The 22255-nt window shown below is 63.4% G+C and carries 20 protein-coding genes and 2 pseudogenes; 11 read left to right on the top strand and 11 right to left on the bottom strand.

Annotation, left to right across the window (positions count from 1 at the left end):
- Positions 1-4: 4 nt before the first annotated feature.
- The 5 genes and pseudogenes from B2D37_RS17385 to coaBC form a co-directional block, all read right to left on the bottom strand.
- Positions 5-451, bottom strand: coding sequence for a thioesterase family protein (locus B2D37_RS17385; protein WP_079203863.1), 447 nt, complete (start codon positions 449-451; stop codon positions 5-7).
- Positions 452-697: 246 nt separating this feature from the next.
- On the bottom strand, positions 698-1603 hold the full coding sequence (argB, locus tag B2D37_RS17380) for an acetylglutamate kinase (RefSeq protein ID WP_079205017.1): 906 nt from the start codon (positions 1601-1603) through the stop codon (positions 698-700).
- A 24-nt stretch (positions 1604-1627) separates the two neighbouring features.
- Positions 1628-4197, bottom strand: a pseudogene (locus B2D37_RS24245) (phosphomannomutase/phosphoglucomutase).
- Positions 4198-4238: 41 nt separating this feature from the next.
- The gene (gene dut, locus B2D37_RS17370; RefSeq protein WP_079203862.1) at positions 4239-4694 is read right to left on the bottom strand and encodes a dUTP diphosphatase; all 456 of its coding nucleotides are present in this window, start codon (positions 4692-4694) and stop codon (positions 4239-4241) included.
- Positions 4695-4724: 30 nt separating this feature from the next.
- Entirely contained in the window at positions 4725-5933 is a 1209-nt protein-coding gene (gene coaBC / locus B2D37_RS17365) for a bifunctional phosphopantothenoylcysteine decarboxylase/phosphopantothenate--cysteine ligase CoaBC (protein ID WP_079203861.1), read from the bottom strand.
- A gap of 188 nt (positions 5934-6121) precedes the next feature.
- Between coaBC and radC the strand changes: the two genes are divergently transcribed.
- Positions 6122-6796 (top strand): DNA repair protein RadC, encoded by a 675-nt coding sequence (gene radC, locus B2D37_RS17360; protein WP_079203860.1) that lies wholly within the window; start codon positions 6122-6124, stop codon positions 6794-6796.
- A 71-nt stretch (positions 6797-6867) separates the two neighbouring features.
- Here the strand turns inward: radC and B2D37_RS17355 are convergent, their stop codons facing one another.
- Positions 6868-8457, bottom strand: coding sequence for an ABC transporter substrate-binding protein (locus tag B2D37_RS17355; protein WP_079203859.1), 1590 nt, complete (start codon positions 8455-8457; stop codon positions 6868-6870).
- Positions 8458-8809: 352 nt separating this feature from the next.
- On the opposite strand from B2D37_RS17355, the gene rpmB reads away from it, so the two are divergent.
- Both rpmB and rpmG read left to right on the top strand, forming a co-directional pair.
- Entirely contained in the window at positions 8810-9046 is a 237-nt protein-coding gene (gene rpmB, locus B2D37_RS17350; RefSeq protein ID WP_079203858.1) for a 50S ribosomal protein L28, read from the top strand.
- 10 nt (positions 9047-9056) lie between these two features.
- Positions 9057-9212: a 50S ribosomal protein L33 gene (rpmG, locus tag B2D37_RS17345; protein ID WP_079203857.1), complete on the top strand. Its 156-nt coding sequence runs from the start codon at positions 9057-9059 to the stop codon at positions 9210-9212.
- Positions 9213-9416: 204 nt separating this feature from the next.
- Here rpmG and B2D37_RS17340 read toward each other — a convergent pair whose 3' ends face one another.
- Complete coding sequence (locus B2D37_RS17340; protein WP_079203856.1) at positions 9417-9785, bottom strand: cupin domain-containing protein; 369 nt, start codon at positions 9783-9785, stop codon at positions 9417-9419.
- A gap of 23 nt (positions 9786-9808) precedes the next feature.
- The gene (locus B2D37_RS17335; protein WP_079203855.1) at positions 9809-11146 is read right to left on the bottom strand and encodes an aspartate aminotransferase family protein; all 1338 of its coding nucleotides are present in this window, start codon (positions 11144-11146) and stop codon (positions 9809-9811) included.
- Between the two features lie 230 nt (positions 11147-11376).
- Between B2D37_RS17335 and B2D37_RS17330 the strand changes: the two genes are divergently transcribed.
- Together B2D37_RS17330 and B2D37_RS17325 are read left to right on the top strand one after the other, a co-directional pair.
- Positions 11377-12870: an aldehyde dehydrogenase gene (locus B2D37_RS17330; protein ID WP_079203854.1), complete on the top strand. Its 1494-nt coding sequence runs from the start codon at positions 11377-11379 to the stop codon at positions 12868-12870.
- Between the two features lie 218 nt (positions 12871-13088).
- Positions 13089-14252 (top strand): MFS transporter, encoded by a 1164-nt coding sequence (locus B2D37_RS17325; RefSeq protein WP_079203853.1) that lies wholly within the window; start codon positions 13089-13091, stop codon positions 14250-14252.
- On the opposite strand, the gene B2D37_RS17320 is transcribed toward B2D37_RS17325, so the two are convergent.
- Positions 14249-15673 carry a PLP-dependent aminotransferase family protein gene (locus B2D37_RS17320; protein WP_079203852.1) on the bottom strand — a complete coding sequence of 475 codons (1425 nt, stop codon included), beginning with the start codon at positions 15671-15673 and terminating at the stop codon, positions 14249-14251. The genes B2D37_RS17325 and B2D37_RS17320 overlap by 4 nt on opposite strands.
- 179 nt (positions 15674-15852) lie before the next feature.
- Between B2D37_RS17320 and B2D37_RS17315 the strand changes: the two genes are divergently transcribed.
- The gene (locus B2D37_RS17315) at positions 15853-16098 is read left to right on the top strand and encodes a DUF1127 domain-containing protein (RefSeq protein ID WP_079203851.1); all 246 of its coding nucleotides are present in this window, start codon (positions 15853-15855) and stop codon (positions 16096-16098) included.
- 21 nt (positions 16099-16119) lie between these two features.
- On the opposite strand, the gene B2D37_RS17310 is transcribed toward B2D37_RS17315, so the two are convergent.
- Positions 16120-17433: an FAD-binding oxidoreductase gene (locus B2D37_RS17310; protein ID WP_079203850.1), complete on the bottom strand. Its 1314-nt coding sequence runs from the start codon at positions 17431-17433 to the stop codon at positions 16120-16122.
- 175 nt (positions 17434-17608) lie between these two features.
- Here B2D37_RS17310 and B2D37_RS17305 point away from each other — a divergent pair, with 175 nt between their 5' ends.
- Entirely contained in the window at positions 17609-17962 is a 354-nt protein-coding gene (locus tag B2D37_RS17305; RefSeq protein WP_079203849.1) for a YkgJ family cysteine cluster protein, read from the top strand.
- Between the two features lie 22 nt (positions 17963-17984).
- Here the strand turns inward: B2D37_RS17305 and B2D37_RS17300 are convergent, their stop codons facing one another.
- On the bottom strand, positions 17985-18473 hold the full coding sequence (locus B2D37_RS17300; protein ID WP_079203848.1) for an Lrp/AsnC ligand binding domain-containing protein: 489 nt from the start codon (positions 18471-18473) through the stop codon (positions 17985-17987).
- Between the two features lie 155 nt (positions 18474-18628).
- Here B2D37_RS17300 and dadA point away from each other — a divergent pair, with 155 nt between their 5' ends.
- The 4 genes and pseudogenes from dadA to B2D37_RS17280 all read left to right on the top strand — a co-directional run bounded on the left by dadA (position 18629) and on the right by B2D37_RS17280 (position 22128).
- Positions 18629-19927 carry a D-amino acid dehydrogenase gene (gene dadA, locus B2D37_RS17295; protein ID WP_079203847.1) on the top strand — a complete coding sequence of 433 codons (1299 nt, stop codon included), beginning with the start codon at positions 18629-18631 and terminating at the stop codon, positions 19925-19927.
- Positions 19902-20251, top strand: a pseudogene (locus tag B2D37_RS17290) (RidA family protein). Before dadA ends, B2D37_RS17290 begins: the two are co-directional and overlap by 26 nt.
- A gap of 154 nt (positions 20252-20405) precedes the next feature.
- Entirely contained in the window at positions 20406-21479 is a 1074-nt protein-coding gene (gene alr / locus B2D37_RS17285; RefSeq protein ID WP_079203846.1) for an alanine racemase, read from the top strand.
- Between the two features lie 100 nt (positions 21480-21579).
- Positions 21580-22128, top strand: a complete 549-nt coding sequence (locus B2D37_RS17280) for a cupin domain-containing protein (RefSeq protein ID WP_079203845.1) — start codon at positions 21580-21582, stop codon at positions 22126-22128.
- The last annotated feature ends 127 nt before the right edge of the window (positions 22129-22255 follow it).

Below are 22255 nucleotides of genomic sequence, written 5' to 3'. Positions count from 1 at the left end.
GGCGCTATTCCTGAGGCGCGCAGTGCTCATAGCCGCACACCTTGTCGCGCAACCACTGCGGTAGAGGCCGGCTGCTACGGCTGGCGCTGTCGGCATGTACGTAGATCACTTCACCTGCAGTCAGCGCTGCGTCCCCGCGCCAGATGCCCAGGTTGAAACTCAGGCTGGAGCGCCCCAGGCGGCCAACGCGCACGCCAATCTCCAGCAGGTCGTCGAAGCGCGCTGGCGCCAGATACTCGAGTACCGTCTTGATCGCGAAGAAATCGCCGCCGTCGCGGCTCAGGTCGGCAGGGTAGGCAATGCCCAGGGTGCGAAAATATTCGGTGATGGCGACATCGGCGTAGGTTAGATAATGGCCGTTGAACACGATGTTCTGGGGGTCGACTTCGGACCAGCGTACCCGCAGCGGGTGGAAGAAGCGGAAGGTGTCACGGGACGGTGCGGCAGTCATGGCGAGGCCCTGCTCTGTTGCTGAGGTCGGTAGAGCGTCGACGCGCAGTCGCAGAACGGCAAGTGACTGGCGGGACTTATCAAGGCGATGTCCCGGTTAACGGGTGCCTCTCGTTTTGGTGAGGTAGGCCGGGCGGCGATCCGCCTTAGCCCAGCCTACGTTTCCCCTCAATAGGTAAATGGGGCATGGCCAACTCAAGGGGCAAGTCAGCCCGAGCCAGTCGGGCTGATTTGCGGGTTGCCGGTTTCACTGACGCTTGCGGTTGCAGATCTGCGTACCGACACCGCTGTCGGTGAAGATTTCCAGCAGCACCGCATTAGGCACCCGACCGTCGATGATGTGCGCGCTGGTTACACCGCCCTGAACCGCTTCGAGGGCGCAGCGGATTTTCGGCAGCATGCCGCCGTAGATGGTGCCATCGGCGATCAGTCCATCGACCTGTTCGGTGGTCAGACCGGTGAGCACCTCGCCCTGCTTGTCCAGCAGGCCGGCGATGTTGGTCAGCAGGATCAGTTTCTCGGCCTTCAAGGCTTCGGCCACCTTGCCGGCGACCAGGTCGGCGTTGATGTTGTAGGACTCGCCTTCCGAGCCGACGCCGATCGGCGCGATCACCGGGATGAAGTCACCCTTGACCAGCATGTTGAGCAGGTCGGTATTGACCCCGGTGACCTCGCCAACGTGGCCGATGTCGATGATTTCCGGGGTGGTCATCTCCGGGGTCTGGCGGGTTACGGTGAGCTTCTTCGCGCGGATCAGTTCGGCGTCTTTGCCGGTCAGGCCGATGGCGCTGCCGCCGTGGCGGTTGATCAGGTTGACGATGTCCTTGTTGACCTGGCCGCCGAGGACCATTTCCACCACATCCATGGTCTGCGAATCAGTCACGCGCATGCCGTCGATGAAGTGGCTCTCGATCGACAGGCGCTTGAGCAGGTCACCGATCTGTGGACCGCCACCATGCACCACCACCGGGTTGATGCCGACCGCCTTCATCAACACGATGTCGCGGGCGAAGTTGGTTTTCAGTTCGTCGCTTTCCATGGCGTTGCCGCCGTATTTGACCACCAGGGTCTTGCCGACGAAGCGGCGGATGTACGGCAGTGCTTCGGACAGAACTTTGGCGACGTTACTGGCGGCATCACGTTCGAGGGTCATGCGGGTCTCCATGGCTAATCTCAATCAAAACGGCAAAGTGATATCGGGTGCAGCGCTGTACAGTTGCGTGCGAAAGACGGCCTTGATGCGCTCGAGCTCTTCCTCGGTGTCGGCCTCGAAGCGCAGCACCAGCATCGGCGTGGTGTTGGAGGCGCGTACCAGGCCCCAGCCCTTGGGGTAGTCGACGCGTACACCGTCCAGGGTGGTGAGGTTGGCCTCGCCCCAGTGACCGTCGCGCTGCAGCGTCTCGACGATGCTGAATTTGCTCTGCTCGGTGACCGGGATATTGATTTCCGGGGTGGAAATGTCGCTGGGGAAGGCGGCGAACACCTGTTCGGCGTCGCGCGTGTCCTGGCTGAGGATCTCCAGCAGGCGGGCGGCGCTGTAGACGCCGTCGTCGAAGCCGAACCAACGCTCCTTGAAGAAGATATGGCCGCTCATTTCGCCGGCCAGCAGTGCGCCGGTTTCCTTCATTTTTTTCTTGATCAGCGAGTGGCCGGTTTTCCACATCACCGGGCGGCCGCCGTAGCCGCTGATCAGCGGGGTCAGGCGGCGGGTGCATTTGACGTCGAAGATGATGTCGGCGCCGGGATTGCGCGACACCACGTCCTTGGCGAACAGCATCAGCAGGCGGTCCGGGTAGATGATGGTGCCTTTGTTGGTCACCACGCCGACCCGGTCGCCGTCGCCGTCGAACGCCAGGCCGAGGTCGGCCTGCTCTTCTTTGACCTTGGCGATCAGGTCGATCAGGTTTTCCGGCTTGCCCGGATCCGGGTGGTGGTTGGGGAAGGTGCCGTCGACATCGCAGAACAGCGGGATCACCGTGCAGCCCAGGGCTTCGATCAGCTGCGGGGCGATTACCCGGCGGCGCCGTTGCCGCAGTCGACTACGACTTTCAGCGGTTTGGCCGTGGCGATATCGTCACGAATATGGTTGAAGTAGCGCTCCAGCACATCGACCTGCTCGACCGTACCGACGCCGCTGACCAGATCGTTGTTGTCGATGCGGGTCTTGAGAGCTTGAATCTGTTCATTGGCCAGGGTGTCGCCGGCGATGACGATCTTGAAACCATTGTAATCCGGTGGATTGTGGCTGCCGGTGAGCATCACAGCGGATTTGCCCGCAAGGATATGCCCGGCGTAGTAGACCACCGGGGTTGGCACCATGCCGACATCGCTGACGTTGCAGCCGCAGTCGAGCAGGCCCTGAATCAGTTGCTCGACCAGCTCCGGGCCGGACAGGCGGCCATCGCGGCCCACTGCAACATTCGGCTCGCCCTGCGCCAGGCTCTGCGAGCCGATCGCGCGGCCAATCCAGTAGGCGGTTTGCGCGGTCAGGCTGCTGCCGACCACGCCGCGAATGTCGTAGGCGCGGAAGATGTCGGCGGGCACTTGTGCTGCTGAATTTTGCGTATTCATCAAGGGGGGTTGCTCCAGTCCCAGGAGATCCTGGTCTTCGTCGAGAATGTCGATATCGAGGATATCGGTGTCTTGAAACAGCGGATCGATCAGCCCAGCCGTCTGGCTGGGTACCGCTGCGGGCGAAGCGCTGCCGGCGCTGTTGTGGTTTTCCATGGACTTGCTGGTGTGGCGCGATAGGCGGGTCAGGGTTTGTACCAGGTTGTCGAGCGCCGGCAGGCTCAGGCTGAAAGCTTTGACGGCTTTACCGGCTGAGAGTTCTTTAACCAGTTGTTCAAGTCGCAATGCATCCTTGTGCAGACGTCGTTGCTGGCTGCTGTACACCAGGTAGAGGCCAAGCAGGGCACCGGCCAGTGCCAGCAGAGTCGCCAGGCCAGGCAATGTCGACGAGAACGCCGACGCGGTCAGGCTCTGGCCTGGAGTGAAGCTAAGCTGCCAGTTCGGGTTGCCGCTATCGAGGCGTTGTGCGTCGCCCTGCGCTCGGCCGCGTTGCGCCAGCAGCTGGCCGGCAGTGTTGCCGAATTGCTGAATCAGTTGCAGTTGGCCGGCGTCGGCCGGTAGTGGGGGCAAACTGGCCAGCAGGCGGTTCAGCTCGACGGCCAGCAGCAGCGTGCCCTGCGCTGGTTGATCATCACTCTGGCGCAGTGGCGCAGCGCTGTAGACCAGCCAGCGTTGGCCGATCTTGTAGGCCTCGGCCGCAGGCTTCTGGCCGTTTTCCACGCGGCGCAGCATGTCCAGCGCGGCAAAGTTCATCGGTGCTTCCCGGCCCATGTCCTGCACGGCTTCGCCGCGGGCATTGAGGTGCGCATCGATCACGCCATCCCAGTGGCGCAGATTGCGTTCGGCCGCCCGCACCTGCTGGCTGTCCCGGCTTTGCAGCGCGTGTAACAGTTCGGGGTTGCGCGCCGCGGCGCTGGTGTCGGCGGCCAGCTGGCGCAATGCCTGTTGCAAGGTCGCGGCCTGCGCGCCTCCCCAGGCCTGGGCGAGTTGCTGCTGTTGCTGTTGCTGCACGTTGTTGAACAGGCCGAACCAAAGCAGCCCGGCGGCTAGAATCAGTCCGCCGATAACGGCCAGCAAGCCCGGAAGCAGGGCGCTGGCGGTCTGTTTGCCGGTACCTGGCGGCTGCCTGCCCGAGCTGGTGGTGGCGTCCTTGGCGGTGCGCTTGAAGCGTTTCATCGAACGTTTCCTTGGCGGTTCATCCTGAAAGGGGGCGTCACTCAGTGACTGCCGGAATGGCCAAAGCCGCCGCTGCCGCGTTGGCTTTCGTCGAACTGCTCGACCAGCTCGAAGTGCGCCTGCACCACCGGCACCAGGATCAGCTGGGCGATGCGCTCGCCGATGGCCATGCTGAACGCGCTTTGGCCGCGGTTCCAGCAGGACACCATCAGTTCTCCCTGGTAGTCCGAGTCGATCAGGCCGACCAGGTTGCCGAGCACGATGCCGTGCTTATGGCCAAGGCCCGAGCGCGGCAGGATCAGCGCCGCCAGGCTGGGGTCGCCGATATAGATCGACAGGCCGGTGGGGATCAGCACGGTTTGCCCGGGTTCCAGGATCAGCTCCTGCTGGAGCATGGCGCGCAGATCGAGGCCGGCGGAGCCGGGCGTGGCGTATTGCGGCAGGGGAAATTCGCTGCCCAGGCGCGGGTCGAGGATTTTGGCTTGTAAGGCGTGCATGTCAGGCTCTGTGGTCGGTGAATGAGTGCATCAGGCGCGGTGCAAGCGGTCGGCGATAAAGGCCACCAGCTGGCGGGCGATCTTACCTTTGCTGGTTTGCGCGAAGCTGCTTTGCTGGAGGTCGCGATCGATGATGGTGATGGCGTTTTCCTCACTGTTGAAGCCGATGCTGGGATTGGCCACGTCGTTGGCGACGATCAGGTCGAGGTTCTTGTCCTGCAGCTTGCGCGAAGCATAGCCCAGCAGGTTCTCGGTCTCGGCCGCGAAGCCGACGCTGAACGGTCGGTCGCTGCGCCCTGCCAGCGTGGCGAGGATATCCGGGTTGCGCACCATTTGCAGGAGCAGGCCGTCGCCGCTGGCAGGATCTTTCTTCAATTTGTGCTGGGCGACCACTTCTGGGCGGTAGTCGGCCACGGCGGCAGCGGCGATCAGTAGATCGCAGGGCATGGCGGCTTCGCAGGCGGCGAGCATGTCGCGGGCGCTGACCACGTCGATGCGGCTGACCCGGTCCGGGGTCGGCAAGTGCACTGGGCCGCTGATCAGGGTGACCCTGGCACCGGCTTCTGCGGCGGCCTCGGCGAGGGCGAAACCCATCTTGCCGGAGCTGTGGTTGGTGATGTAACGCACCGGGTCGATGTTTTCCTGGGTCGGCCCTGCTGTGATCAGTACGTGCTTGCCGGTCAGTGCCTGGTTATGGAAGCAATCGGCGGCGCATTGCGCCAGGTCATCGGCTTCGAGCATGCGGCCGAGGCCGACATCGCCGCAGGCCTGGCTACCTGCCGCGGGGCCAAACAGGTGCAGGCCGCGCTCGCTGAGGAGTTGGGCGTTGGCCTGGGTGGCCGGGTCGCGCCACATCGCCTGATTCATCGCCGGTGCCAGGGCTACCGGAGCATCGGTTGCCAGCACCAGGGTGGTCAGCAGGTCATCGGCAACACCCTGAGCCAGGCGCGCCATCAGGTCGGCGGTGGCGGGGGCGATCAGCACCAGGTCGGCCCAGCGGGCCAGTTCGATATGGCCCATGGCGGCTTCGGCAGCGGGATCGAGCAGATCCAGGTGGACCGGATGGCCGGACAGGGCTTGCAGGGTCAATGGGGTAATGAATTCGCGGCCGCCGCGGGTCATGACCACATGCACGTCTGCACCCTGGTCGCGCAGGCGGCGAACCAGCTCTGCGCTCTTGTAGGCGGCAATGCCGCCACCCACGCCGAGAACGATGCGTTTTCGATAAAGCCGCTGCATAGGCCTGCCTTGTATTTAGGTGGATGTGCGCCGCGGCGGTGACGCCTCCCCAGGCCAGTCGCCGCGCAAAAAGATGGGCTAAGATAGCACAGCAGCCGCAGCGGAAAAGCGGCGCGGGGAGCTTGCCAGATCCGGCCCATACGGGCAGTTTCAGGTTCGGCAGGTTCAGGGCTCGACATGGAGGTGTTATGAGCATTCGCGATTGGCCCGCGGCGGAACGCCCGCGGGAGAAACTGCTGGCCCAAGGGGCCGCTACCCTGACCGACGCCGAGTTGCTGGCGATCTTCCTGCGTACCGGCGTGGCCGGGCAGAGCGCGGTGGATCTGGCGCGCCATTTGCTTGGTGATTTTGGCGGGCTGCGCGCATTGCTGCAGGCGGATTTGCCCTCCTTCACCCGGCGTCTGGGGCTGGGGCCGGCCAAGTTCGCCCAGTTGCAGGCGGTGCTGGAGATGGCCCGCCGGCACCTGGCCGAGCAGCTGCGGCGTGACTCGGCGCTGGAGAGTCCGCAGGCGGTGCGCGACTACCTTAAGGCCCTGCTGCGGCATGAGCCGCATGAGGTGTTCGGTTGTCTGTTTCTCGATGCCAAGCATCGGGTGCTGGCCTTCGAGGCGCTCTTCCACGGCTCCATCGACAGCGCCAGTGTCTATCCCCGTCAGGTGGTCAAGCGTGCGCTGGCGCATAACGCCGCGGCGCTGATCCTGACCCATAACCATCCCTCGGGCGTGGCCGAGCCGAGTCAGGCGGACCGGGTGCTGACCAAGCGCCTGAAGGAAGCGCTGGAGCTGGTCGATGTACGGGTGCTCGATCACTTCATCGTCGGCGACGGCGAGCCGCTGTCGATGGCCGAGTACGGCTGGTTGTAGCTGGGGCACCGGATCTCCACCGCGGGGCTGGCCCAGCATGTCTGTTTCGCGGCTCGGCACCTTGGCGATTGTCAGGGTGCCAGGCGCACCTTGGAAAAATCCTGGCGGCCGAAGGGACTGACCTGATAGCCCTCGACTTCCTTGCGGATCAGGGCATAGGCGGTCGGGTGGGCCAGGGGCAGCCACAGCGCCTGCTGCTGGATGATCCGCTGCGCGTCCTTATAGATCTGGCTGCGCTGCGCCTGGTCGCTGGTGGCTTTGCCAGCAGCGATCAACTTGTCCAGTTGCGGGTCGCAGTAGCGGGCGAAGTTCAGTCCCGATTCGAGCGAGGCGCAGGCGAATTGCGGGGTGAGGAAATTGTCCGGATCGCCATTGTCGCCGGCCCAGCCCATGAACAGTAGGTCGTGTTCGCCGGCCTTGGCACGGCGGATCAATTCGCCCCATTCGATCACGCGGATCTCGGCCTGAATGCCGACTTTGCCCAGGTCGGCCTGCAACAACTGGGCGCCGAGGCTCGGGTTGGGGTTGAGCAGGCTGCCGCTGGGGCGGGTCCAGATGGTGGTCTTGAAACCGTCGGGCAGGCCTGCCTCGGCCAGCAGGGCGCGGGCTTTGTCCGGGTCATGGGCATATCCGGGCAGCTCTGCGGCATAGCTCCAGGTGTTGGGCGGATAGGGGCCGTTGGCCGCCTCGGCGCTGTTTTCGAACACCGCTTGCAAATAGCTGGTCTTGTCGAAGGCCAGGTTGATCGCCTGGCGCACGGCGATTTTATCCAGTGGAGCATGCTGGCTGTTGATGCCGACGAAGGCGGTCATGAAGGCTGCGGTGTGCACGCTCTTCAGATCTGCATCGGCGGCGCTGGCTACCACGTCCTGCGGCTTGGGTGAGAGGGCGATATGGCATTCGCCACGGCGCAGCTTCTGCAGGCGCACATTGGCGTCCGGGGTGATGGCGAACACCAGGCTGTCTACCGCTGGCTTACCGGCAAAGTACTCGGGGTTGGCCTCATAGCGCACCGTGGCGTCTTTCTGGAAGCGCTTGAAGACGAAGGGTCCGCTGCCAATCGGCTGGCTGTTGAGCCGCTCTGGAGTGCCGGCTGCAAGCAGTTGGTTGGCGTACTCGGCGGAATAGATCGAGGCGAAGCCCATGCTCAGGGTGGCGAGGAAGGTGGCGTCGGGGCGACTCAGGGTAAAGCGCAGACTGTGCTCGCCGAGCTTGTCGATGCTTTTGATCAGGCTGGACAGTTGCATCGACTGGGCGTGTGGATAACCACTAGGCGCAACCTTGTGCCAGGGGTGGGCCGGGTCGAGCATGCGCTGGAAGCTGAACAATACGTCGTCGGCGGTCAATGGGCGGCTGGGGCTGAAATAGTCGGTTTCGTGGAAGGCGACATCCTCGCGCAAGACAAAGCTGTAGCTCAGGCCGTCCTCGCTGACTTCCCAGCTTTGCGCCAGACTCGGCAGCAACTGGCCGCTGCCGGCATCGAATTCCACCAGGCGGTTCATCAATACATCGGCCGAGGCGTTGGTGGTGGTCAGCGAGTTGTATTGCACCACGTCGAAGCCGTCCGGGCTGGCTTCAGTGCACACGCTGAGCGTGGCGGCCTGAACCAGCAGCGGACTCAGCAGGCTGGTCAAGAGCAGCGTTTGGGTGACGAGGCGCATGACAAACTCCTTGATAATGCGGTGCGCGCCCATCGGCACGCCGACAAAGGTTTCACCCTAGAGCATAATGCGGTGGCAGAACAGTAGACTTGTCGACGAGCGGTAGGGTGCCGGTGCTGGCGGCCTGGAGGCCGATGTTTCGCGGCATACGCGGGGGCTGAAAAGTGTGTTTAGCCTTGTTGCACTCTGGGCTTTCTGGTATAAAGCAGCGCTCTTTTGTAGGGGCCCGGTACTTGCGCTTTGCTGTGCAGCTGGTAAGACCCTCGAGATACGCGGCGCCGAGCGCCAGTGACATTCAAGTTAAGCGGCCAACCCATGCCGGGTTGGGCATGTGGTTTTAGAGGGCTGAGGCATGTCGAAAGTCTGTCAAGTTACCGGTAAGGGTCCGGTAACTGGGAACAACGTTTCCCACGCACACAACAAAACCCGTCGTCGTTTCCTGCCGAACCTGCAGCATCACCGCTTCTGGGTCGAGTCTGAGAACCGTTTCGTGCGTCTGCGCGTCTCTGCCAAGGGCATGCGTTGCATCGACAAGCGTGGTATTGACGTCGTTCTGTCCGAGCTGCGTGCTCGCGGCGAAAAGGTTTAAGGAGTAACTCATGCGCGAATTGATCCGTTTGGTGTCCAGTGCCGGTACCGGCCACTTCTACACCACCGACAAGAACAAACGCACCACCCCGGACAAACTCGAAATTAAAAAATTCGATCCGGTTGTACGTAAGCACGTGAACTACAAGGAAGCCAAGATCAAGTAATTGATCCCGGCTCTTGTCGAAAAAGCCCGCCTTATGGCGGGCTTTTTCATGCATGCGATTTAGCTGGGGCGCACGTTCGGTGGTTGCCCATTCACGGGCAAGTCGCTGCGGTCACACGCGCCGCTGGATGCCAGGCATACCGCTGCATGGGCGAAAAAAAGCCCGCACGCGGCGGGCTAAAGGGTGACGCATGAATAGAGCCGGTCAGTGCGCTGCTGGTTCGAAGATCACGTAGACCTTGCGGCAGGCTTCCAGCACTTCCCAGGTGCCGGAGAAGCCGGCGGGGATGACGAAGCGGTCGCCGGTGCGCACGGTCTTGGCGTTGCCGTCCTGATCGCGCAGCACGGACACGCCCTGGAGGATTTCGCAGTATTCGTGCTCGCTGTAGTTGACCGTCCACTGGCCGACCGCGCCCTCCCAGATGCCGGCGTTGAACTGGCCGCACGGGCTGCCATAGTGGTTGTACACGTTTTGCTCGGGGTCGCCCTTGAGGATTTTTTCCGGCGCCGGGCGGTAGTGCTCGGCGGCGGCGGTGCTGGCTTGGGCGAAGTCGAGGATCTGTTCGATAGTCATGGCGTGGTTCCGGTTCGGGGCGGTTAGCTGGCTTGGCGGATCGAATCGGCGAGTTTGTCCACCAGGGAGTCAATCTGCGCCTTTTCCACGATCAGCGGGGGCGACATGGCCAGGGTATCGCCGGTTACCCGCACCATCAGGTCGTTATAGAAGCACTGCTCGAATACCTGGTAGCCGCGTTTGCCGGCGCCTTGGCCGCTCGGCGCCAGTTGCACGCCGCCGACCAGGCCGATGGCGCGGATGTCGATCACGTTGGGCAGGTCGCGCAGGCTGTGCAGGGCGTCCTGCCAGTAGCCTTCCAGCTCGATCGCGCGGTCGAACAACCTGTCGCGCTGGTAGATGTCCAGAGTCGCCAGGGCCGCGGCGCAGGCGACCGGGTGGCCGGAGTAGGTGTAGCCGTGGAACAGTTCGATGCCGTCCGGGCCTTGCATAAAGGCGTCATGGACCTTCTCGTCGACCAATACCGCGCCCATCGGAATGGCGCCGTTGGTCAGGCCCTTGGCCGTGGTGATGAGGTCCGGGGTGACGCCCCAGCGCTGGGCGGCGAAGGCCTGACCAACGCGGCCGAAGCCGCTGATCACTTCGTCGAAGATCAGCAGGATGCCGTGCTTGCGGGTGATCTCGCGCAGGCGCTGCAGGTAACCCACCGGCGGTAGCACCACCCCGGCCGAGCCGGACATCGGCTCGACAATCACGGCGGCGATGTTCTCGGCGCCATGCAGGGTTACCAGGCGTTCCAATTCGTCGGCCTTGTCGATACCAAATTCCGGCAGGCCGCGACTGAACGCGTTGCGCTGGATGTCCAGGGTGTGCGGCAGGTGGTCGACGCCGGGCAGTTGCAGCGCGAAGGCGCGGCGGTTGTTGAGCATGCCGCCGACCGAGATGCCACCGAAACCGACGCCGTGATAACCCAGCTCGCGGCCGATCAGGCGGGTACGGCTGCTTTGCCCGATGGCACGTTGGTAGGCCAGGGCGATCTTCAGCGCGGTGTCGACCGACTCCGAGCCGGAGTTGGTGAAGAACACCTTGTTCAGGCCGGGCGGGGCGATCTCGGCGAGCCGGCTGGCTAGCTCGAAGGGCAGCGGGTGGCCCATCTGGAAGGTCGGAGCAAAATCCAGTTTGGCAATCTGCTTGCTCACCGCCTCGGTGATTTCCCGACGGCCGTGACCGGCATTGCAGCACCAAAGTCCGGCGGTGCCGTCTAATACGTTGCGGCCGTCGTCGGTGGTGAAGTACATGCCTTCGGCGCTTTCCAGCAGGCGCGGCTTGGCCTTGAATTGACGATTGGCGGTGAACGGCATCCAGAAATCGTCGAGGCTGTTGGTTTTTCTGTTCGGTTGAGAGCTGTTTTCGGTTGTCATACTGGTCATCCGGACGCGCGAGGAAAGGGGGCAGGGGGTGATTTCGCGCAGTCTATGTTTAATAAAACGAACATGACAAGGGGGTTTGCCGCTCTTTGTAAAAAATATTGAAAAGGTGCAGCCCTCTGGTTTAGTGTTGTCCGCAGGATTTGGCCCTTAGAGGCCTTGCAGAATTATTGACAGTGCGCGCGCCGACTCCGCGGCACTTTTTACCGATAGAGGATGCTCGAATGACTAGCCTGACTCGCGACGACTGGGAACAGCGCGCCAATACCCTGAAAATCGAAGGCCGTGCCTTTATTCACGGTGAATACTGCGCGGCAGCGTCCGGCGCGACCTTCGAGTGCATCAGCCCGGTGGACGGGCGCATGCTGGTAGAGGTCGCCAGTTGTGACCTGGCCGATGCCGAATTGGCGGTGCAGGACGCCCGCAGTACCTTTAATGCCGGCGTCTGGTCACGCCTGGCGCCGGTTGCGCGCAAGGCCGTGATGATTCGTTTCGCCGAGCTGATCGACCAGCACGGCGAAGAGCTGGCGCTGCTGGAAACCCTCGACATGGGCAAGCCGATCAGCGACGCCCTGGGCATCGACGTCTCCAGTGCGGCCAACGCGATCCGCTGGAGCGGCGAGGCGATCGACAAGATTTACGACGAAGTAGCTGCCACGCCTCATGACCAGCTGGGCTTGGTGACTCGCGAGCCGATCGGCGTGGTCGCGGCCATCGTGCCGTGGAACTTCCCCCTGCTGATGAGCTGTTGGAAGCTCGGCCCGGCGCTGTCCACCGGCAATTCGGTGATCCTCAAGCCCTCCGAGAAGTCGCCGCTGACCGGTATCCGCCTGGCCCAACTGGCCATCGAGGCCGGGATTCCGGCCGGCGTGTTCAACGTGCTGCCGGGTTACGGCCACACCGTGGGCAAGGCCCTGGCCCTGCACATGGACGTCGATACCCTGGTGTTCACCGGTTCGACCAAGATCGCCAAGCAACTGATGATTTACGCCGGTGAGTCGAACATGAAGCGCGTCTGGCTGGAAGCCGGCGGCAAGAGCCCGAACATCGTCTTCGCCGATGCCCCGGATTTGCAGGCTGCCGCCGAAGCCGCCGCCGGCGCCATCGCCTTCAATCAGGGCGAAGTCTGCACCGCCGGCTCGCGCCTGCTGGTGGAGAACTCGATCAAGGACAAGTTCGTGCCGATGGTGGTCGCGGCGATCAAAACCTGGAAACCGGGTAACCCGCTGGATCCGGCGACCAATGTCGGCGCGCTGGTCGACAGCACTCAGATGAATAACGTGCTGAGCTATATCCAGTCCGGTCACGACGAGGGCGCCAAGCTGGTGGCTGGCGGCAAGCGGGTGATGGAAGAAACCGGCGGCACCTATGTCGAGCCGACCATTTTCGATGGCGTGAGCAATGCCATGCGCATCGCCCGCGAGGAAATCTTCGGTCCGGTGCTCTCGGTGATCGGCTTCGATTCGGCGGAAGAAGCCGTGGCCATCGCCAACGACACACCTTATGGTCTGGCGGCGGCGGTGTGGACCAGCAACCTGTCGAAGGCCCATCTGACCGCCAAGGCGCTGCGCGCCGGCAGCGTGTGGGTCAACCAGTACGACGGCGGCGACATGACCGCGCCATTCGGCGGCTTCAAGCAGTCCGGCAACGGCCGCGACAAATCGCTGCACGCCTTCGACAAGTACACCGAATTGAAAGCCACCTGGATCAAGCTGTAACCGCTACCTAGGCTGGGCTTTAGCCCACCGCGAGCAAGAGGTACCGACGAGCGTGTGGTGGGCTGAAGCGGATTATCGCCCGGTCCACCCTGCAGGTCGCGGTGCTGGATAGGTCCGCCCTTCGGGGCCGGCTCTTCATGAGCCAAACCTGCGGCCGGGTTTCCTTGGGAAACCCGGCCGTTTTGTTTTGAATGGCCACGACATAAAGGAGTCTGGCAATGCGTTGGGGTACCTATTTCGCGGTCTGTTCGGCGGTCATCAGCATCGGGCTGGCCCTCGGGGTGACCATGCCGCTGGTGTCGCTACGCCTGGAGAGTTGGGGCTACGACACCTTCGCCATCGGCGTGATGGCGGCGACTCCGGCGGTGGGTATCTTGCTCGGCGCGTCCCTGGCTGGCCGGTTGGCGGCGTACTTCGGTACCACTCGGCTGATGCAGCTGTGCCTGCTGGTCGGCGCCCTGTCCGTGGGGCTGCTGGCGCTGATGCAGAGCTATGCGGTGTGGCTGCTGTTGCGCCTGCTGATCGGCATGGCGCTGACCGTGGTGTTCATCCTCGGCGAAAGCTGGATCAACCAACTGGCCGTGGAGAAGTGGCGCGGCCGGTTGGTCGCCCTGTACGGCACCGGCTATGCGTTGAGTCAACTGTGTGGACCGCTGCTGCTGAGCGCGTTGGGCACCAGCACCGACCTGGGCTTCTGGGCGGGCGTTGGCCTGCTGATCGGCGGTTCGTTGATCCTGCTGGGGCGCACGGGTGCCCCTCGGGTGGACGGCTATAGTGCCTCGGGGCGTGGCCTGCCGGCATTCTGCCGCAAGCTGCCGGCCATCGCCTGGGCGGTGATGCTGTTCGCCGCGTTCGAGGCCATGATGCTGACGCTGTTGCCAATCTACGGCCTGCGTCAGGGTTTCAGCCAGGAGGTGGCGCTGTTCATGGTCAGCGTGGTGGTGGTCGGCGACGCCGCCCTGCAACTGCCGATCGGTCTGCTGGCGGACCGCATGTCGCGGCGCACCCTGTTCCGCGGGTGCGGGGTGATTCTGCTGTGCGCCAGTCTGGCGATTCCATGGTTGCTGCACACGTCGCTGATCTGGCCGCTGCTGGTGCTGTTCGGCGCCAGCGCCGGCGGGCTGTTCACCCTGTCGCTGATCCTGATCGGCGAACGTTACCGTGACGATGAGCTGGTACGCGCCAATGCCCACGTGGCGCAACTCTGGGGCATCGGTTGCCTGATCGGTCCGCTGGCCACCGGCGCGGGTGGTCAGTGGGTCAGCGGTCACGCGCTGCCGCTGTTGATGGCGTTGGGCGCCGCCGTGTTCGTGGTGCTGGCCTGGCGCGGTCAGGGCGCTGATGACCAGTTTGGTGTGGCTGCGCCGGCGCGCAGCGACTAGCCCAGCTCCGCCAGTAGCTCGGCGACGCTCTGGCCGACCCGGCGCACCGCTTGTTCGATTTCCGTACTGGGCTTGGCCGCGTAGTTCAGGCGCAGGCAGTTGCGGTATTTGCCGGCGGCGGAAAAGATGCTGCCCGGGGCGATTTGTACCCTGTGCGGTTGCAGTTCGCGGTTCAGCCGTTGGCTGTCGAATCCCGGGTCCAGCTCGACCCAGAGCATGAAGCTACCCTGGGGCCGGCTGACCCGCGTGCCGGACGGAAAATAACGACTGACCCAGTCGACCATCTGCTCCAGGCCGCGGGCGTACTGGCTGCGCATGCGCCGCAAGTGCGGCTCGTAGTGGCCGGCCTCGATGTATTCCGCCAGGGCCAGTTGCGGCAGCTGCGCGGTGCTGCCGGTGCCCATGTATTTCATGTGCAGCACGCGATCCAGGTAGCGCCCGGGGGCGATCCAGCCGATGCGCAGGCCGGGCGCCAAGGTCTTGGAAAAAGAGCTGCAGAGCAGCACGCGGCCGTCTTCGTCATAGGACTTGATGGTGCGCGGGCGCGGGTAGCTGTAGGTCAGCTCACCGTAGACGTCGTCCTCGATGATTGCCACGTCGTAGCGTTGCGCCAGGGCGAGCAGGGCACGTTTGTTGGCGTCCGGCATGATGTAACCGAGCGGGTTGTTGCAGGTCGGCGTCAACTGTATGGCTTTGATCGGCCATTGTTCGAGAGCTAGCTCCAGGGCTTCCAGGCTGATCCCGGTGAGCGGGTCGGTGGGCAACTCCAGGGCCTTCATGCCGAACCCTTTCAACGCCTGCATGACGCCGTGGAAACTCGGCGAGTCCACCGCGACTATGTCGCCGGGTTGGCAGGTCGCGCGGATCGCTGCGGATAACGCTTCGTGGCAACCCGTGGTGATCACGATGTCCTGATAGGGAATCTGGCAGCCGGAATCGAGCATCAGTCGCGAGACCTGCTCGCGCAGGCCCTGGTCACCATAAATGCAGCCGTAGGTGAGGCTGTTCAGGTCCTGTCTGCGGCCCAGGCGGGAAAGCGAGCGCAGCAGGGGTTTGAGCGTCGGGCTGCTGACATCCGGGCGGCCACGGCCCAGTTGGAGCATATCGCTGCGGCTGGGCGACAGGCTGATCAGCTCGAGTACCTGATCCCATTGTGATACGTCTACCGGCCGTTGCGCCGTACGGCTGACCATCGGCAGCGCCGGTTTTTCGCGCGCCAGTGGGACGAAATAGCCGGACTTCGGCCGCGGTGTGGCCAGGCCCCGGTCTTCCAGGTGGCGATAGGCCTGTTGCACCGTGCTCAGGCTGACGCCGTGCTCAAGGCTGAGGGCGCGCACCGAGGGCAGGCGGTCGCCTGGACGGTACAGGCCTTGCTCGATGCGCGCGCCGAGCTGCTCGGCCAGGTTGACGTAGAGGGTCATGACAGTTGCCCTGATATTTTGTCGCTAACTGAATAAACAGTACAGATTGCGCATGAATCGACGATTCAGAGGCTTTTAAACCTAATCTGTATGTATTTAATAAGATATTTTTGCATCTGTCCTGCTTTTTGTCCGGCGTTCATCATGAGCTCCAATGCGCTTTCGGGCAGGAGAACGAGATGAATGGGCTCAGTGATGTACGGTTGGCGTTGCGTCAGCAGGAATTGTCGAGTGACGGCCGGCCGCAGCTGGCAGACAGCCGCCGGTGGGGCAGCGCGCCAGGCGCGACGCGCTGGCAGGCATTCTGGCGGCGGTTGATCACCCGCCGAGCGTTGCTCGAGCTGAATGCCGCGCAACTCAAGGACATCGGCATTACTCGCGAGCAGGCGCTTAACGAGGCGTTGCGACCGTTCTGGACACTCTGAACAGCCGGCCGCTGGATCAGCTCAGATCAGTTCCTTGAGGCGGTGCCAGAGCATGCCCAGAGCCAGCAACGGCGAACGCAGGTGCTGGCCGCCGGGGAAGGTCATGTGCGGCACCTGGGCGAACAGGTCGAAGCCGTGGCTGGCTTGGCCGGCGATGGCCTCGGCCAGCAGTTTGCCGGCCAGGTGGGTGGCGTTGACCCCGTGGCCGGAGTAAGCCTGGGCATAGTAGACGTTGGGCTGATTGTTGAGCCGACCGATCTGCGGCAGGCGGTTGGCGCCGATGCCGATCATCCCGCCCCACTGGTAGTCGATCTGCACGTCCTGCAGGTGGGGAAAGACGGCCAGCATTTTCGGCCGCATGTAGCCGGCGATGTCCGCCGGGTCGCGTCCGGAGTAATGGCAGGCTCCCCCGAACAGCAGGCGTCGATCGGCGGACAGGCGATAGTAGTCGAGGGCCACACGCTGGTCACAGAGTGCCATGTTCTGCGGAATGATCGCGTGGGCTTCGGCCTCGGACAGCGGCTCGGTGGCGATCACGTAGCTACCGGCCGGCAGCACCTTGCCGCCCAGAGTGGGGTTCAGCGCGCCCAGGTAGGCGTTGCAGCCGAGCACCAGATTGGCTGCGCGCACCACGCCTTGGGCGGTGTGCACCTTGACCTGCGTGCCGTAGTCGATGCGCGTGACGGTGGAGTCTTCGAACAGCTGCACGCCCAGCGCTTGCGCGGCAGCGGCTTCGCCCAGCGCCAGGTTGAGCGGGTGCAGGTGGCCGGAACCCATGTCGATCATGCCGCCGACGTAGCGGTTTGAGCCGACCACCTCATGCATCTGCTCCGGCTGTAACAGGCGCAGTTCATGGCGATAGCCGAGGCTTTTCAGCTCCGCCAGGTCGGCGGCGAAGCCGTCGAGATGAGCGGGCTTGTTCGCCAGGTCGCAATAGCCCCAGGTCAGGTCGCAGTCGATATTGAACTGCGCGACCCGGCGGCGGACGATCTCCACCGCCTCCAGGCCCATCAGCTTGAGTTCGCGCACACCCTCTGCGCCGATTACCGATTCGAACTGCCCGACGTCATGGCCAACCCCGCGAATCAGCTGGCCGCCGTTGCGCCCGCTGGCGCCCCAGCCGATCTTGTGCGCCTCCAGCAGCACCACCGAGAAGCCTTTCTGCGCCAGTTCGATGGCGGTGTTCAGCCCGGAAAAACCGCCGCCGACAATGCACACGTCGGCGCTGAGCTCCCCGTGCAGCGGCGGGTAGGCCAGTTGCCGGTTGACGCTGGCGGCGTAGTAGGAGGCGGCGTGCTGGGTGTTGTGGACCGGTTGGTGAACGCGGGCGTTCATGTGTGAAATCCTGATTGTGGTGTTTGGAAATTTTTACGCAGGATAAGCGCGGACTTTGCTTGCCGCCAAGTGGGACGGTGCAAAAAAGCAGTTTTCCGTCGGTTAATCCGGGTGATCTGCCGCGAATAGCCGCAGGCGGGGTTAAGATGCGCGGGATTTCCCCAGGACACTACCGATGAGTTGTACCAGCCGCAAGATTGACCAGTTGCGTTTGCAGATTCCCAGTTTCGCCTGCGTGCCCGGCTGTCACGACTGTTGTGGGCCGGTCACCGCCTCGTCCGAGGAAATGGCCCGTCTGCCGGTGAAAAGCGACGCCGCGCATGACGCCGCGTTGGCTGAACTGGATTGCGTGCACCTCGGCCCGCAGGGCTGCGAGGTCTACGACCAGCGGCCGTTGATCTGTCGCCTGTTCGGCACGAGCAAAAGCCTGCCCTGTCCGCATGGGCGAGGGCCGGAGACGCCAATCGAGGCGCAGGTCGAACAGCAGGTGCACCACCTGATCGCCAGCACCCGCCAGGTGCTGGTGTAGGGTGCGCGGCATACCTTGCGAGCTATTCCGCAATCGGTAACGCCAGCGATTCCTTGACCTCTTCCATGACGATATAGCTCTTCGACTCGCGCACATGCGGCAGCTTGAGCAGGATGTCGCCGAGCAGCTTGCGGTAGCTGGCCATCTCGTTGATCCGCGCTTTCACCAGGTAGTCGAAGTCGCCGGAGACCAGGTGGCACTCCAGCACATGCGGCAGCTTGAGCACGGCGCGGCGGAACTCCTCGAAGGTATCGCCGGACTTGTAGTCCAGGCTGATCTCGACGAACACCAGCAGGCTGGCCTTGAGGTACTGCGGATTGAGGCGGGCGTGGTAGCCCATGATGATGCCTTCGCGTTCCAGGCGGCGGACTCGCTCGGTGCACGGCGTAGTCGATAAGCCAACTCGTTCACCCAGCTCGGTGAAAGAGATACGCCCGTCCTCCTGCAGGAAACGCAGGATATTGCGGTCGATCTTGTCCAGTTCGCGACGGCTCTGATGCTGGGTGCGCATGGGGGATGCCCCTCCGTTTAAGTGGATTTTGCCAAGAATTCTCGCCAAATATAGTTATATATATAGTGAAAGGCACTGGCTAGTGCTCAATATACTGCGCCCATCAATGCTCAAAACAAAAAACGCCAGCGCATAGTCGCGGCGAGGAGATGACGATGCGGGTTCTGGTGCTGGGTAGCGGTGTGGTGGGTGTGGCTAGTGCGTACTACTTGGCTCGCCAAGGCTTCGAGGTGGTGGTGGTCGACCGTCAGGACGGCCCTGCCCTGGAAACCAGCTTCGCCAACGCCGGCCAGGTCTCCCCCGGTTACGCCTCGCCCTGGGCCGCCCCTGGCGTGCCGCTGAAAGCCATCAAGTGGCTGCTGCAGAAGCACGCACCGCTGGCGATCAAGGCCACTGCCGATATCGACCAATACCTGTGGATGGCGCAGATGCTGCGCAACTGCACCGCCAGCCGCTACGCGGTGAACAAGGAGCGCATGGTGCGCTTGTCCGAGTACAGTCGCGACTGCCTCGACGAACTGCGCGCCGAGACCGGCATCGGTTACGAAGACCGCCGCCTGGGCACCACCCAGCTATTCCGCACCCAGGCCCAGGTCGACAACGCGGCCAAGGACATCGCCGTGCTCAAGCAGTCCGGCGTGCCCTTCGAGCTGCTCGACCGTGAAGGCATCGCCCGGGTCGAACCGGCCCTGGCCGGGGTCAAGCACAAGCTGGCCGGCGCCCTGCGCCTGCCCAACGATCAGACCGGCGATTGTGAGATGTTTACCACCAAGCTGGCCGAAATGGCCAAGCAACTGGGCGTCGAATTCCGCTTTGGCCAGACCATCGAGCGCCTGGATTTTGCCGGCGACCGGATCAATGGCGTATGGATCAATGGCAAGCTGGAAACCGCCGATCGCTACGTGCTGGCCCTCGGCAGCTACAGCCCGCAACTGCTCAAGCCGCTGGGCATTCGCGCGCCGATCTACCCGCTCAAGGGCTATTCGCTGACCGTGCCGATCAGCAATGGCGACATGGCGCCGGCCTCGACCATCCTCGATGAGACCTACAAGGTCGCCATCACCCGCTTCGACAATCGTATCCGCGTCGGCGGCATGGCCGAGATCGCCGGCTTCGACCTGAGCCTCAATCCGCGCCGTCGCGCGACCCTGGAAATGATCACCGCCGACCTCTACCCGCAAGGTGGCGATCTCAAGCAGGCGGAGTTCTGGACCGGCCTGCGCCCGGCGACTCCGGATGGCACACCGATCGTCGGCGCCACCGGTTTCAGCAATCTGTTCCTGAATACCGGTCACGGCACACTGGGCTGGACCATGGCCTGCGGCTCCGGTCGTTTCCTCGCCGACCTGATGGCCAGCAAGCGCCCGCAGATCAGCACCGAAGGCCTGGATATCTTCCGTTACAGCCGTTCCCCGGAGAGCTCGAAACATGCCAATCCAGCGCCTGCGCACTGAAACCCGTTACAGCGAAATCAACATCCACAACGGCACGGTCTACCTGGCCGGGCAGTTGGCGGATGATTACCGCGGCGACATCGCGCAGCAGACCCGCGAGACCCTGGCCAACATCGATGCGATGCTGGCCGAGGCCGGCAGCGACAAGACGCGCCTGCTCTCGGTAACCATCTACCTCAAGGACATGGCGCGCGACTACGCCGGTCTCAACCAGGTCTATGACGCCTGGGTCGCGCCAGGCGCCGCGCCGGGTCGCATCTGCGTCGAGGCGGCGATGTACACCCCGAGGTGCTGGTCGAGATGATGGTGGTGGCTGCCGTCTGAGCCTCTGTAGGCCAATTTTGGTGGTTTTGCCCGGCTGTCACTCCGGGCTTTTTAATTCGTTCGTTAGCGTGCGCTCACGCAGCTACGTACGACGAAGTCGTTCATGGGCTGGGTTACCCAGTCAATCCCGCCAACCGTTTGAAGTGTGGAAACCATGCGTCCAGCCCGTGCCCTGATCGATCTGCAAGCCCTGCGTCACAACTATCAACTGGCCCGTGATGTGTCGGGCGCCAAGGCGCTCGCGGTGGTCAAGGCCGATGCCTATGGGCATGGCGCGGTGCATTGCGCGCAGGCTCTGCAGGGGCAGGCCGATGGCTTTGCCGTGGCCTGCATCGAAGAGGCCCTGCAACTGCGCGAAGCCGGTATTCATGAGCCGATCCTGTTGCTGGAGGGTTTCTTCGAAGCGGACGAGTTGGCGCTGATCGAGCAACATGGCTTCTGGTGCGTGGTGCATTCGCTGTGGCAGCTGGAGGCCATCGAGCGTTCGTCCGTGCGCAAGCCGCTGACGGTGTGGCTGAAGATGGACTCGGGCATGCACCGCGTCGGCCTGCATCCGGCCGACTACCAGGCGGCCTATCGCCGCCTGCTGGCTAGCGGCAAGGTGGCGAAGATTGTACTGATGAGCCACTTCGCCCGTGCCGACGAGCTGGATTGCCCGCGCAGCACCGAGCAACTGGCGGTGTTCGAGCAGGCGCGCCAGGGCATAGTCGCCGAGATCAGCCTGTGCAACTCGCCGGCCGTGCTCGGCTGGCCGCAGATGCCGAGCGACTGGGTGCGTCCCGGCATCATGCTCTACGGGGCCACGCCATTCGAGCAGGCGCAGGCAGTGGCCGCCCAGCTGCAGCCGGTCATGACCCTGGAATCGAAGATCATCAGCGTGCGCGAACTGCCGGCCGACGAACCGGTCGGCTACGGTGCACGTTTCGTCACCGAGCGGCCGACCCGCGTTGGCGTGGTCGCCATGGGCTATGCCGACGGCTACCCGCGGCATGCGCCGAGCGGTACGCCGGTGCTGGTCGATGGCCTGCCGAGCCGGCTGATCGGCCGGGTCTCGATGGACATGCTCTGCGTCGATCTCAGTGATGTGCCCGGCGCAGGCCTCGGCAGTCGGGTCGAGTTGTGGGGCAAGCATGTCCTCGCCAGCGACGTGGCGGCTTGCGCCGGCACCATTCCCTACCAGCTTTTCTGCAACCTGCGCCGGGTGCCACTGCTCTACTCCGAGGGCTGAGGCGCTACTGGGCAGAATTTGCAATCAGGCTGTTGTAAATACTGAACGCTGTTGCCATGATACGGACACTTTTCCGTATCTTCCCGAGGGGGCTCCAGCATTGGACGTCGGTATTCGACTGCAATCCATTCGCAAACTCAAAGGCCTTTCCCAGCGTGAACTCGCTAAGCGGGCAGGCGTCACCAACAGCACCATTTCGATGATCGAGAAGAACAGCGTGAGCCCCTCGATCAGTTCGCTGAAAAAGGTGTTGGCGGGTATCCCCATGTCGCTGGTGGAGTTCTTCTCCCAGGATGGGGAGCAGGACAACCAGGCCCAGGTGGTGTACCGGGCAGCCGAGCTCACGGATATCCACAGTGGTGCGATCAGCATGAAGCTGGTGGGCAAGACCCACCCGAACCGGGCGATTACCCTGCTCGACGAAACCTATCCGGTTGGTTCCGATACCGGCGACGATATGTACACCCATGAAGGCGAGGAAACCGGCGTGCTGGTGGAAGGGCGCATCGAACTGACCGTCGGTGAGCAGGTGTTCATTCTCGAGCCGGGCGACAGTTACTACTTCGAGAGCACCAAGCCGCACCGCTTCCGCAACCCGTTCGAGCACCCGGCACGGCTGATCAGTGCCACTACGCCGGCGAATTTCTAAGCGGCAGGGTGGCGCCAATAACCCTGCGACAATCTGGGTTGTTTCAGCCTGACAGGCTTCCCGTTATACTGTCGCCCGCTCGCGAAACCGTGGCCGCGGGCGTGACTAGCCACGATGAGGGTGTACC

It is taken from the genome of Pseudomonas sp. CC6-YY-74 (assembly GCF_002025205.1).
GTDB lineage: Bacteria > Pseudomonadota > Gammaproteobacteria > Pseudomonadales > Pseudomonadaceae > Aquipseudomonas > Aquipseudomonas paeninsulae.
The sequence above is the reverse complement of the archived record's forward strand: the minus strand, read 5'-3'. Positions and strand labels throughout refer to the sequence as shown.